This is a genomic window from Streptomyces viridosporus T7A, from assembly GCF_008704515.1.
GTDB lineage: Bacteria > Actinomycetota > Actinomycetes > Streptomycetales > Streptomycetaceae > Streptomyces > Streptomyces viridosporus.
The window spans coordinates 6,619,288-6,631,580 of record NZ_CP023700.1 but is presented as its reverse complement, the minus strand read 5'-3'; the positions used below and the strand labels follow the sequence as shown (position 1 = coordinate 6,631,580).

Here is a 12,293-nt window from a genome sequence, read left to right as displayed (position 1 = left end):
GGTCTTCTCGGTCTTCTCGGTCTTCTCGGCGGCCCGTCGTCCAGACGATACGCCCCTTGCTTCCGGCCTCCGGCATGAAAAGAGCATAGTAACCGAGCGTGACGACCGAGGGGGGATGCCCGAGCCGTCCTGCCGGCGTCCTCGCGGCGCCCGGACGCCGGGTCCGGCCTCACCGCACCCCCGGCAGGCGACGCAGCTCGTCGACCCTCATCAGCCGGGCGAGAAGGAGGTACCCCAGGAGGGTCGTGAGCACCCCGGCAGTCAGCGCCACGGCGGTGGACCACGTTCCGCTTCCCGGTCCGGCGCACGCACGCGCTACGGCCCAGCCCAGTGCCGCGGCGGGCCCCGCGGCGCAGAACAGCTTCCCGTAGGTGCGGCGCAGGCCCCCGTCGTCGATGCGGCCCCCGAGCCTTCCGCGCAGCACGTACGCGGTGAGCACGAGACCGGCCAGGTAGGAGAGGGTGTAGGCCCCGGCCATGCCGACCACCGCCCAGCGGGCGGGCAGCAGCAGATGGCAGGCGGTGGCCAGGACGATGTTCACCCCCGCGATCCAGGCCGCCATGAGGAACGGGGTACGGGTGTCCTCGAAGGCGTAGAAGCCGCGCAGCAGCAGGTACTGGGCGGAGAACGGGACGAGCCCGAGACCGAAGGCCTGCAGCATGTACCCCAGGGGACGGGCCGAGGCGGCGTCGGCCGCCCCGTGGGCGAACAGCAACGACGAGATGTGGGGCCCCAGGGCGAGGAAGAGGAAGGCGGCGGGCACGATGACCACACCGCTGATCCGCAGCGCCCGGGCCAGGTCCGCGCGCAGGTCCGGTATGCGCCCCTCGGCGACGGCCCGGCTCATGCGCGGCAGCAGCGCCGTCACCAGGGACACCGTCACGATCGACTGCGGGAGCATCCAGATGGTCTGCGCGTAGGTGTAGGCCGAGTAGCCCGCGCCGGCCTGTGGCAGTTCCTGGTCGGCGGCGTTGGCGTAGTTCGTGACCACCGTCAGGGCGACCTGGTTGGCCAGCACGAACAGCAGCGTCCACTTCGCCGCGTGGACGCTCTTGCCCAGACCGGTGCCCCGCCAGTCGAACCGCGGCCGGAACCGGAAGCCGGCCGCCCGCGCGAACGGGATCAGCGCCAGAGCCTGCACGGCGATGCCCGCCGTCGTCCCGACCCCCAGCAACCGCACCTGGTCGGCGGTGATGTCCTCCACCCGGTCGGGCACCGTCATCAGCCCCAGGTAGACGGCGAACATGCCGACCAGCACGACATTGTTCAGAACCGGGGTCCACATCATCGCGCCGAACTTCTCGCGTGCGTTCAGCACCTGCCCGTACATGCCGAACAGCCCGTAGAAGAAGATCTGGGGCAGCAGGAACCGCGCGAACGTCACCGTCAGTTCGAACGCCTCGTGGCTGTCCGGGGTGTCCCGCATGTACAGGCCCACGATCTGCGGCGCTGCCCACACCGCCAGTGCCGTCCCCGCGCCCAGCACGCACACCACGAGCGTGACCAGACGCTGTTCGTAGGCGCGCCCGCCATCGGGCTGCGTCGTCCTGGCCCGCACCAACTGCGGTACCAGCACGGCGTTGAGCGCGCCGCCGATCAGCAGTGTGTACAGGCTCGTCGGCACCGTGTTCGCCGTGTTGTACGTACTGGCCAGCAAGCCCGTGCCCAGCGCCGCGGCCTGCAGCACCTGACGGATCAGCCCCGTCGCCCGGGAGATCACCGTGCCCACGGCCATCAGCAAGGACGAACGGGCCACCCCGCCCTTGCCCTTCCTCCGCCGGACGGCGCGCCGCCCTCTTGTCCGCTGCTCCTGCGGCACGGTCCGCGCCGCGGAGTCCGCCCCCTCCACCATGCCGTCAACCTACGCCCTCAGGGTTCCACGGCCGCCATCCGCTCACGCCATCAAGGGACTTCGCTTTCAGCCGGCCGAAGGAGCGCACGGCGGAGTCGGGCTTCGCCCCGGCCCGCGCCTCGTGGCGCACCCATGCGGTCACAGCTCCGGCCGAGTTCCGGCCGAGCTCCGGTCAAGTGATCCGGCTCACATTCCGTCACAGGGGCCGAGGGCGCGGTGTCTTGAGGCCGAACCCCTGGAAACGGAGGAGGCGTGATGACCGGGAACACGCATGTGGTCGTGATCGGTGGCGGATACGCGGGCGTGATGGCCGCGAACCGGCTGAGGCCGCGCGACGACGTGACCGTGACGCTGATCAACCCGCGCCCGGACTTCGTCCACCGGGTGCGCCTGCACCAGTTGGTGGGCGGGTCCGACGACGCGGTCGTCGCCTACCGGGCCGCCTGACCGGTGCGCGCTGCGAGGATCTTGCGGTGGACGCACGCGGACGCGGTCGGCCGTCGGGGCCGACCGCGCAGGACGAGGAAAGGGATGAGGAAAAGGACGAGGAAAAGGACGAGGGGAAGGACCGGGAGAGGGACGGGAGATGAGCGACGACGCCACCGACCCGGCGACCGAGGCGTTCCTCGCCCACCGCAACCTGCTCCCGCATCGGGCCTTCGGCCGGCGATCGGAATGTTTTCCACCCGTGGCATCACTTCGCGTGATCTGATCACTTGCGACCGATCCACGCCCGCGGTCGCCCACGAGGCGCGGCGCGGTACGCGTGCACAGGCGGGGGGAGCACACGGTTTCGATGGCGAGACGGCAGAGGGCCGCGGGCCGGACGAGGGCCGAACTGGCGGCGGTCCACTTCCTGGCCCTTCTCGTGCACGTGCTGGCGGCGGTGGCCGCGGTGCTCGCCGGCCCGTGGAAGCTCATGTGGTTCCTGCCCGCCATGCTGGGTTCGCTGGTGGCGGTCTGGTGCGTGCGGTACGGAGTCCGGTGGGCCGACGCGGCCGAAGCGGAGGAGGAGGCCCGTCGGGCAGGGACCGTCACGGATCCGTTACCCGAAGTCGTTCGCCCCGACGAGGAGTGACCGCGGAAGGCGGCCACGAGGCCGGTGGGCCCGTCGCCGTCCACCGGTGCGCCGGGAGCGCCGGGAGTGCCGGACCCGGTCGCCCGCCGGGCGGGGGTGCGATCCGGAAGTCCCGGCCCGGCCGGGGCGGTTCACCCCGACTCGGGAGCGTGCGGGCTGCTCGCGGGCGGCTCGGCGGGGCGGTCGCGGCCGCCGTCGTGGCCGGACGCCACCACGGCGAGGAGACCGACCACCACGGCCGCGGCGGCGACCCGGCCCGCGGCCCGCAGGACCCAGCCCGGCAGGGACCCGCCCTCGCGCCGGCCCGGCGCGCCCAGCCGCTCCGCCCGGCGGGCCGGCCGCAGCAGCCGGAGCAGCAGCAGGACGGCGACCGGCAGTTGCAGCAGCCACAGCACGGTGCGCGGCCACTCGCCGTACCAGACGTTGGTGCCGTACAGCAGGGTGTGCCACACGCTCAACACGTACACGACGATCACGAAGCGGTGCAGCCGGCGCCAGGCGTTCGCGCCGATGCGGTGCCGGACGTAGAACAGCAGCCCCAGGGGAATCGCCAGGTACAGGGCGCCCTGGCCGATCGGGATGGCGATCCGGCCGGTCCCGGAGTCGTACCAGCCGGGCACGAAGGTGTCCGCGAACCCGGCCCACAGCCGCTCGGCCCACGCCAACTGTGCCTCGTAGCGGACCAGTTCGGCCGCGAACATCAGCGCGTGCGCGAACATCAGCGCCATCGTGGTCAGACTGGTGGTGCGGTGCCAGCGCTCCAGTACGTGCCGGGAGACCGGCAGCCGGCTCGGGCGCGGCCCCGACAGCAGCAGCCCGAGCATGACCGTGCCCCAGGCCCACAGCAGCCCCGACCAGCCGAACGCCTGGCTGAGCAGGTACATCCAGTACCTGCCGGCGTCGTCCATGAACGGCATGACCGCGACCGTCGCCGAGTCACCCGACTCCATGCGCGCCCAGAAGAACACGAACACGGCCGCCGTGAGGACGACGGCCGCGGTCGCGTCGGGCAGCGCGGCCCGCAGGTCGGCGCGCAGGGTGACGCGTTCGACGGGGCTCCGCTCGCGTGTGGGCGGGGCGGTCGTGCCGTCCGCGTCCGGCGTCGCGTCTGGAAGCATGCCGTGGCCTCCCGGCAGTGGTCGTCCGCATGTGGTGAGGGTGGGGTTCCGGGGACCAAGTGTGGTCGAGAGGATCGGAGTTGCCGAGTCCCGATCAGGCCAGAGCGGCCGGCCGGGCCGGAGCCCGCCCTTTCGTCCACGACGCGGGGGAACGTACTATCGCCTGGTCATCACCGCGACGGGAGACAGGAAGCCGGTGCGAATCCGGCACGGTCCCGCCACTGTGACCGGGGAGTGCACCCCCTCGACACGCCACTGCGCGCGCCGCGGGAAGGCGGGGGGAACGTCGATCCGGGAGTCAGGAGACTGGCCTGTCGCGGGCCCGTTCCGAGGAGCGCGGACTCCCCAGGAGGCTTCACGTGTACGACGGCACGTCCCGTCCCCCGCTGTTCTCCCCTGCCCGCAGGCGCCGGTCCCCGCGCGCCGCGGCCGTGACCGCCGCCCTGTCGGCGGTCCTGCTGCTGACCGCCGGTTGCGGCGCGTCGCAGGACACCGCCCGGTCCGCGGAGCCCGCGGCGTCGTCGCTCGAGGGCTTCCCCCTCACCGTCGACAACTGCGGTGTGCGGACGACGTACGACAAGCCGCCGTCGCGGGTGGTCACCATCCACCAGCACCCGGCGGAGCTGATGCTCGCCCTGGGCCTGAAGGACCGCATGGTGGGCACCGCCTTCCCGGACTCGGCCGTCCTGCCGGAGCTGAGGAAGGACTACGCGGCCGTCCCGGAACTGGCGAAGAGGGAACCGTCGTTCGAGACGGTCCTGGAGGCCGAGCCGGATCTCGTCTACGGCGGCTACGGCAGCGCCTTCGCCGAGAAGGAGGGCCGCTCCCGCAAGGCGTTCGCCGACGCTGGCATCGACACCCACCTCAACCGCGAGTACTGCGGCAGGAAGCGGGTGACGATGGAGGACACCTACGAGGAGATCCGCACCGTCGGCCGGATCTTCGGCGTACCGGACCGGGCGGACGAACTGGTCGCCGATCTGAAAAGCCGGGTCGGCGAGGCCGCCGCGGCCGTCGAGGACGAGCCCGGTGTGTCCGTCTTCGTGTACGACAGCGGCGACAGGACCGCCTTCACCGCGGGCGGCAGGAGCCTGGGCACCGAGCTGATCCGGCTGGCCGGCGGGAGGAACGTCTTCGCCGACCTCGACGACGTCTTCGGCGACGTCTCCTGGGAACAGGTCGTCGCGCGCAAGCCGGAGGTCATCGCCGTCTACGACTACGCCGGTGCCGGGAGCGTGGAGCAGAAGAAGGAGTTCCTGCTCTCCCGGCCCGCGCTCGCCGACGTGCCGGCCGTGAAGAACAAGCGGTTCGTCGTCCTGCCGCTGACCGCCACCCTGGTCGGCATCCGGTCGGCGTACGCGGTCGAGGACCTGGCCCGCGGGCTGCACCCCGAGAGCTTCCGGTGATCCGCCCCGCCACGGACGCGGCGGACACCGCGGACACCGCGGACGCCTCCGCCGGGCCGGCCGCCGACCGGCGCCGGCCGGGCGGGGAGGACGGGAAGGGCGGGGAGGACGGGAAGGGCGGGAAGGGCGCGGGCCGGCCGGGCGGGAGGCGCGCGGGCCGGGGCACCCTCACCGCGACCCTCCTCGTGCTCGCCGCGCTGCTCGCGGTCTCGGCCACGGCGGGGCTGGCCATCGGCTCGGTCCGGGTGCCGCCCGGCCAGGTGTGGGGCATCGTGACGCACGCGCTGGGCGCCCCCTGGCCGGAACCGGACTGGTCCGGGGCGCGGGAGACCATCGTGCTGGACGTGCGGGCGCCGCGCGTCCTGCTCGCGGTGGTGACCGGTGCCGGGCTCGCGGTCGTGGGCACCGCCCTGCAGGCCCTGCTGCGCAACCCGCTCGCCGAGCCCTACCTCCTGGGAGTCTCCTCCGGGGCGTCCCTGGGCGCGGTCGCGGTGATCGTGTTCGGGGTGAGCGTGTTCGGGCCGGTGTCCCTGTCGGTCGCCGCGTTCGCGGGTGCGCTGGGCGCGCTGCTGCTCGTCTACGCCACCGCCCGCACCGGCGGCCGGATCACCTCGGTCCGGCTCGTGCTGTCCGGCGTCGCGATCGCGTCGGTGCTCACCGCGGTCCTGGACCTGCTGCTGCTCACCACCGGCCGGGGCAACGAGGCCCGCACGGTCCTCGCCTGGACCCTCGGCGGCCTCGGCGGCGTCACCTGGGGCACCCTCTGGCTGCCGGGCGCGGCCCTGCTGACCGGCGTCGGGGTCCTCATGACGCAGGCCCGCCACCTGAACCTGCTGCTGGCCGGCGAGGAGGCCGCCACCACGATGGGCCTGGACGTGGCCCGCTTCCGCGCCCGCATGTTCGTCCTGGTCTCCCTCGTCACGGGCGTGCTGGTCGCGGCGGCGGGGCCGATCGGCTTCGTCGGCCTGATGCTGCCGCACCTCGTGCGCCTGTTCGTCGGCGGCGATCACCGCCGGGTCCTGCCGACGGCCGCTCTCGGCGGAGCCGTCTTCCTGGTCTGGGCCGACATCGCCGCGCGGACCGTCGCCGCGCCCATGGAGATCCCCGTCGGGGTGCTCACGGCGCTGTGCGGCGGCCCGTTCTTCCTGTGGCTCATGCGCCGCGACGCCCGCCGCGGCACCGACCGAGGAGGGGCATGAGGGCGACCGAACTCGTCGTCGACGGGGTCACGCTCACCGCCGGGGCGCGCCGTCTGGTCCAGGACGTCTCCCTGACCGCCCGCCCGGGCGAGGTGATCGGCCTGGTCGGCCCCAACGGCAGCGGCAAGTCCAGCCTCCTGCGCGCCGTCTACCGCGTCCTGCGCCCCGCCGCCGGCCGGGTCCGCGTCGACGGTGCCGACGCCTGGTCGCTGCCCGTGCGGCGGCTGGCCCGCACCGTCGCGGCGGTGGTGCAGGAGCCGGGTGCCGGCGTCGACCTCACGGTCCGCGAGGTCGTCGCGATGGGCCGCACCCCGCACAAACGGCTGCTCGACGGCGACACCGCCGAGGACACCGCGCTGATCGAGGAGGCCCTCACCGCGGTGGACGCCACCGATCTGGCCGACCGCTCCTTCGACCGGCTCTCCGGCGGCGAACGCCAGCGCGTGCTCATCGCCCGCGCCCTCGCCCAGCAGCCCTCCCTGCTCGTGCTGGACGAGCCGACCAACCACCTCGACATCCGCCACCAGCTCGACGTCCTCGGCACACTGCGGCAGTTGCCCGCCACCGCTCTGGTCGCCCTGCACGACCTCAACCTGGCCGCCTCCCACTGCGACCGCCTCTACGTGCTGCGCGACGGCCGGGTCACCGCCTCCGGCCCGCCCGCCGAGGTCCTCACCCCCCGGCTGCTGGCCGAGGTCTACGGCGTCACGGCCGAGGTCGCCGTCCATCCGGGCACGGGGGCACCCCAGGTGACGTTCCTCCCCGGGCGTCCGCGGCCCGGTGCGCCGTCCGGACGGGCGCGGCCCGCGGCCGACGCGCCCCGCGAGGAGGAATGCCACACACTCCTGTAGAGGGGACGCCCCGCGGAGGGGGTACACGTTCCCGCACCGGTCGCGAGGGAGAGGGGTCCGACGTGCTCGATGTCCCGGTCTGGCTGTGGGTGGCGTTCGCCCTCACGGTCGTGGTGTCGCTCGCCGTGGACCTGCTGGCCCACCGCACCGCGCACGTCATCGGATTCAAGGAGGCCGCCGCCTGGAGCGCGGGGTGGATCGGTCTCGCCCTGGTGTTCGGCGCGGTCGTCTTCCTCGTCCTGGGCACGACCGCGGGGACCGAATACACCACCGCGTGGCTGCTGGAGAAGAGCCTGTCGGTCGACAACCTGTTCGTGTTCGCCGTGATCTTCAGCTACTTCAAGGTCCCCCGCGCCTACCAGCACCGCGTGCTGTTCCTCGGCGTCTTCGGCGCCCTGGTCTTCCGCGCCCTCTTCCTCGCCGCGGGCGTGGCCGTGGTCAACCGGTTCACCGTCGTCCTGTACCTCTTCGCCGCGGTGCTGTTCTACAGCACCTACAAGCTCCTCAGGGGCGAGGAGGAGTCCTTCGACCCGGGCAACAGCTTCGCCGTGCGGATGCTGCGGAAGGTCATCCCGGTCCGGGACGAGTACGCGGGCACGAAGTTCTTCGTCAAGGAGGCCGGCAAGCGCGTGGCCACGCCGCTGCTCGCGGTGGTCGTGGCCGTCGAGGCGGCCGACCTGATCTTCGCCGTCGACAGCGTCCCGGCCGTCCTCGCCGTCAGCGACGACGTCTTCATCGTCTACACCAGCAACGCCTTCGCCATCCTCGGCCTGCGCGCCCTCTACTTCATGCTCGCCGGGCTGCTGGACCGCTTCCACTACCTCGGCGTCGGTCTCGCGGTGATCCTCGCCTTCATCGGCGTCAAGCTCGTCCTCCAGGCGTCCCACAAGATGATCAGCACCGACATCCCCGAGATCCCCTCCCCCGTCAGCCTGGCCGTCATCGTCGTCGTCCTCGCCGCGTCCATCGCCCTCAGCATGCTCCGTCCCGCACCGTCCCGGCCCTCCGAACCCGCCGCCCCGCCCCGGGACGACCGGCCGTCCGACCGATCGGGCGACCGGTCGGACGACCCGCCGTCGACGCCGTGACGGGCGCGGGCGCGCTCCTGCGGTCATGCTCGAACAGCAGGACGCGGAAGCGAACGCCAAGGACGCGGAAGCGACGTCGGAGCGAGCGTGCGGAGGAACGGCCGTGGACACGGACGGACAGCGAAACGCGCAGGGGCTGCACTGCCTGGTCACCGGAGCGTCCGGATACATCGGCGGCCGTCTGGTGCCGGAACTGCTGGAGGCCGGCCACCGGGTCCGCTGCCTGGCCCGTTCCCCGGGCAAACTGCGTGACCACCCCTGGGCGGGTGACGCCGAGGCGGTGCGCGGGGACGTCACGGACGCCGAGTCGGTCGCCGCGGCCATGCGCGGCGTCGACGTCGCGTACTACCTGGTGCACGCCCTCGGGTCCGGCTCCGGATTCGAGGACACCGACCGCCGTGCGGCCCGGATCTTCGCCGAGCAGGCGCACGCCGCCGGCGTGCGCCGGATCGTCTACCTCGGCGGACTCACCCCGAAGGGGGTGCCCGAGCACGCCCTCTCCCCGCACCTGCGCTCCAGGGCCGAGGTCGGGCGCATCTTCCTCGACGCGCCGGTGCCCGCCGCCGTGCTGCGCGCCGCGGTCGTCATCGGCTCGGGGTCGGCCTCGTTCGAGATGCTGCGCTACCTCACCGAACGGCTGCCGGTGATGGTCACCCCCCGCTGGGTGCACACCCGTACCCAGCCCATCGGGGTCCGGGACGTGCTGCGCTACCTCGTCGGCTCGGCCACCCTGCCGGCCGAGGTCGACCGGACGTTCGACATCGGCGGGCCGGACGTCCTGACCTACCGGGAGATGATGCGCCGCTACGCCGTCGTCGCCGGACTGCGGCGGCGGCTCATCGTGCCGGTGCCGGTCCTCACCCCGCGGCTGTCCAGCCACTGGGTCGGCCTCGTCACCCCGGTGCCCGCCGCCCTCGCCCGCCCGCTGACCGAGTCGCTGCGGCACGAGGTCGTCTGCCTCGAGCACGACATCGCCCGGTACGTGCCGGACACCCCGGGCCGGCCGATGCCGTTCGACGAGGCGCTGGTCCTGGCGCTGCGGAAGGTGCGGGAGGCGCAGGTCGCCACGCGCTGGTCGTCCGCCGACGTCCCCGGAGCGCCCAGCGACCCGCTGCCCACCGACCCGGACTGGGCCGGCGGCAGCCTGTACCAGGACGAGCGGCAGCTACCGGTCGCCGCGTCCCGGGAGGCGCTGTGGAAGGTGATCGAGGGCATCGGCGGCGACAACGGCTGGTACTCCTTCCCGCTGGCCTGGGCGGTCCGCGGCTGGCTGGACCGGCTCGTCGGCGGGGTCGGCCTGCGCCGCGGGCGGCGTGACGCCGAGCGCCTGCGGGCCGGCGACTCGCTGGACTTCTGGCGGGTGGAGGAGATCGAGCCGGGCCGTCTGCTGCGGCTGCGGGCGGAGATGCGGCTGCCGGGCCTGGCGTGGCTGGAGATGTACGCCGAGACGGACGCCGAGGGCCGCACCCGTTACCGGCAGCGCGCCCTGTTCCACCCGCGCGGCCTGCCGGGTCACGCCTACTGGTGGTCCGTCTCCCCGTTCCACGCCGTCGTCTTCGGCGGCATGGCCCGCAACATCACCCAGGCCGCCACCAAGGGGATGAGCGCGCGCGGGAGCGCGCAGCGCGCCGGCCGCATCCGGCACCGTCGCGCGCGCGGAGCGCGGCGGTAGCGCACCCGGTGCCCGGGGGAGCGCGCGGCGCGCACCGGCCCGCCGGACGCGGTCCGTCACCCCGCCACGACCGACCGCACGACCGCGACCGCCTCCGCCAGCCCCGCCGGACGCGGCAGGCCGGACGCGCCCTGCCCGGCCCACCCGGGCCCGAGCGTCAGGACGACCGGCCTCCGGCGGGCGCCGCGCACCCCCCACTCCATCGCGGCCACGTGCTGCGCCAGCGGCCGGCTCGCGGTGGTGCGGGACTGCGCCCACAGCCCCACCACGGCCGGCCCGGTCCTGCGCACCGCCGCGACGAGTGACTCGACGGGCAGCGCGCCGCCGAACATGCGCACCGGGAGGCCGTGTTCGGCCAGGGCGGCGGCCAGGGCCTCCAGCGGCAGGGTGTGGCTCTCCCCGGGGACGCAGGCGAGCACCGTGGTGGCGCCGGGACGGTCGGCGCCCACGGGGGGCGCGCTGCGGCGCAGCGCGCCGGAGACGTGCCAGGACAGGAAGTGCTCGACCTCGACGTACCTCTCGCCCGAGCTCTCCCACTTGCGGCCGACCGCCTGCAGCGTCGGCATGATCACCTCGGTCCAGGCGGTGACCAGGCCGTGCTCGGCGATCGCGGCCAGCAGCAGCTCCTCCAGGGCGGTGGCGTCGAGGCGCAGCGCGGCACGGGCGATCCCCTTGCACTCCTGCCGCGCGTCGCCGAGCCGGAGGCCGCTGCCGGCCCGGCTGCGGTCCCGGACCGGCGGACGCGGTGCCGAGGCCGGCGCCGGCGCCGGGGCCGGGGCCCGCCGGGCCGGGGCCGCGTTCGGCGATGTGCCGCTGCGCGCCATGCGGGCGGCCTCGGCGGGCGGCAGCCCGGTCGCCGTCAGGGCGCACATCCGCTCCAGCCGCGCCACGTCCGCGGCGGTCCAGCGCCGGTGCCGGCCGCCGGTGTGCGCGTCGGGGCCGAGCCCGTAGCGGCGGTCCCAGGTGCGGACCGTGGTGGGCGCCACCCCGAGCCGTCTGGCCACCTCGCCGGTGGTCAGCCCTCCGCCGCGCCGCACGTCCTCGTCGGTCCGGTCCTCTCCGGTCCGGTTCTCGTCGGTCCGGTCGTCGCCGTCGTCTGCGTTCCTGCTCATGGGACCAGCGTACGACGCACAAACGACGCATGTTGTCTGCGTCGTTTGTGCGTCCCGAGACTGAGGGGCATGCGCACGGCCCCCACGGTCCGCACGGCGACCGGCATCGATCGACGGACGGCTCTCCGTCCCCGCACAGGACGCACGGCAGGAGGAACCAGGCCATGAGCACGCACACGCGCCCCACCGCAGCGCTCGCCCCGCCCGCGGCGGAAACGCGGTACGAGGACGCACTCGCCCGCGGCCTCCGGGCGGCCGACGCAAACGCGTTCGCGGCCATCTACCGGCGCTGGGGCCCCCTGGTCCACACCCTGGCCACCCGGTCGCTCGGCGACACCCACGAGGCCGAGGACGTGACCCAGCAGGTGTTCCTCGGCGCCTGGCGCGGGCGGGACGGCTTCCACCCGGAGCGGGGCCCGCTGGGCGCCTGGCTCGTCGGCATCACCCGCCGCAAGATCGCCGACGCGCTGGCCGCGAGGACGAGGCGGCTGGCGCTCGTGGACTCGGCCGCCCGCGGTACCGGCCCGCCCCCGCCGGACGCGGAGGTCCCGGAGAACGTCCTGGACCGGGTGCTGCTGGTCGACGAGTTGTCCCGGCTGCCCCGGCACCAGCGGGACGTGCTGCGCCTGGCGTTCTACGAGGACCTGACCCAGAGCCAGATAGCGGAACGGACCGGGATGCCCCTGGGCACCGTCAAGAGCCACGCCCGCCGCGGCCTGCACCGGCTGCGCGGGGCGATCGAACAGGGCCGCGCCCGGGGGACGGGCCCGTGAGCCGGTCGAGGAGCCGGCCGCGAGGAGCCGGCCGGAGGAACCGGTCGGCGAGGAGCCGGCCGAGAAAGGGGCGCCGCCCGCGCATCCGCGGCGCCCCTTCCGCGCGAAACAGGACCAAGACCCCGTAGGACCTCACAGCAGGCA

Annotated in this window: 11 protein-coding genes, 1 pseudogene and 1 riboswitch; of the genes and pseudogenes, 9 read left to right on the top strand and 3 right to left on the bottom strand. The window is 74.0% G+C overall.

The window, feature by feature from the left end:
* Positions 1-169: 169 nt before the first annotated feature.
* Entirely contained in the window at positions 170-1,852 is a 1,683-nt protein-coding gene (murJ, locus tag CP969_RS30400; protein ID WP_026084759.1) for a murein biosynthesis integral membrane protein MurJ, read from the bottom strand.
* A gap of 255 nt (positions 1,853-2,107) precedes the next feature.
* On the opposite strand from murJ, the pseudogene CP969_RS30395 reads away from it, so the two are divergent.
* The 3 genes and pseudogenes from CP969_RS30395 to CP969_RS30390 all read left to right on the top strand — a co-directional run.
* A pseudogene (locus tag CP969_RS30395) lies at positions 2,108-2,290 on the top strand (NAD-binding protein); the annotation flags it as partial.
* A gap of 148 nt (positions 2,291-2,438) precedes the next feature.
* Positions 2,439-2,564 carry an RING finger protein gene (locus CP969_RS34320; protein ID WP_263407162.1) on the top strand — a complete coding sequence of 42 codons (126 nt, stop codon included), beginning with the start codon at positions 2,439-2,441 and terminating at the stop codon, positions 2,562-2,564.
* Positions 2,565-2,648: 84 nt separating this feature from the next.
* Positions 2,649-2,930, top strand: coding sequence for a hypothetical protein (locus tag CP969_RS30390; RefSeq protein ID WP_039830821.1), 282 nt, complete (start codon positions 2,649-2,651; stop codon positions 2,928-2,930).
* A 131-nt stretch (positions 2,931-3,061) separates the two neighbouring features.
* Here CP969_RS30390 and CP969_RS30385 read toward each other — a convergent pair whose 3' ends face one another.
* Positions 3,062-4,048, bottom strand: a complete 987-nt coding sequence (locus CP969_RS30385; RefSeq protein ID WP_004981374.1) for a ferric reductase-like transmembrane domain-containing protein — start codon at positions 4,046-4,048, stop codon at positions 3,062-3,064.
* 147 nt (positions 4,049-4,195) lie between these two features.
* Positions 4,196-4,377: riboswitch (cobalamin riboswitch) on the top strand.
* A gap of 30 nt (positions 4,378-4,407) precedes the next feature.
* On the opposite strand from CP969_RS30385, the gene CP969_RS30380 reads away from it, so the two are divergent.
* From CP969_RS30380 to CP969_RS30360, 5 genes are all read left to right on the top strand, one after another.
* A complete protein-coding gene (locus CP969_RS30380; protein WP_016823970.1) occupies positions 4,408-5,454 on the top strand; it encodes an ABC transporter substrate-binding protein in 1,047 nt (348 codons plus the stop codon).
* On the top strand, positions 5,451-6,653 hold the full coding sequence (locus CP969_RS30375) for a FecCD family ABC transporter permease (protein ID WP_016823971.1): 1,203 nt from the start codon (positions 5,451-5,453) through the stop codon (positions 6,651-6,653). Before CP969_RS30380 ends, CP969_RS30375 begins: the two co-directional genes overlap by 4 nt.
* Complete coding sequence (locus CP969_RS30370) at positions 6,650-7,504, top strand: ABC transporter ATP-binding protein (protein ID WP_004981382.1); 855 nt, start codon at positions 6,650-6,652, stop codon at positions 7,502-7,504. The genes CP969_RS30375 and CP969_RS30370 overlap by 4 nt, the downstream gene beginning before the upstream one ends.
* A gap of 62 nt (positions 7,505-7,566) precedes the next feature.
* Positions 7,567-8,592 carry a TerC family protein gene (locus CP969_RS30365; RefSeq protein WP_004981385.1) on the top strand — a complete coding sequence of 342 codons (1,026 nt, stop codon included), beginning with the start codon at positions 7,567-7,569 and terminating at the stop codon, positions 8,590-8,592.
* Positions 8,593-8,695: 103 nt separating this feature from the next.
* Complete coding sequence (locus tag CP969_RS30360; protein WP_016823972.1) at positions 8,696-10,264, top strand: SDR family oxidoreductase; 1,569 nt, start codon at positions 8,696-8,698, stop codon at positions 10,262-10,264.
* Between the two features lie 56 nt (positions 10,265-10,320).
* On the opposite strand, the gene CP969_RS30355 is transcribed toward CP969_RS30360, so the two are convergent.
* Complete coding sequence (locus CP969_RS30355) at positions 10,321-11,376, bottom strand: MerR family transcriptional regulator (RefSeq protein ID WP_150474986.1); 1,056 nt, start codon at positions 11,374-11,376, stop codon at positions 10,321-10,323.
* A 164-nt stretch (positions 11,377-11,540) separates the two neighbouring features.
* Between CP969_RS30355 and CP969_RS30350 the strand changes: the two genes are divergently transcribed.
* Positions 11,541-12,149 carry an RNA polymerase sigma factor gene (locus CP969_RS30350; protein WP_004981393.1) on the top strand — a complete coding sequence of 203 codons (609 nt, stop codon included), beginning with the start codon at positions 11,541-11,543 and terminating at the stop codon, positions 12,147-12,149.
* Positions 12,150-12,293 lie beyond the last annotated feature (144 nt).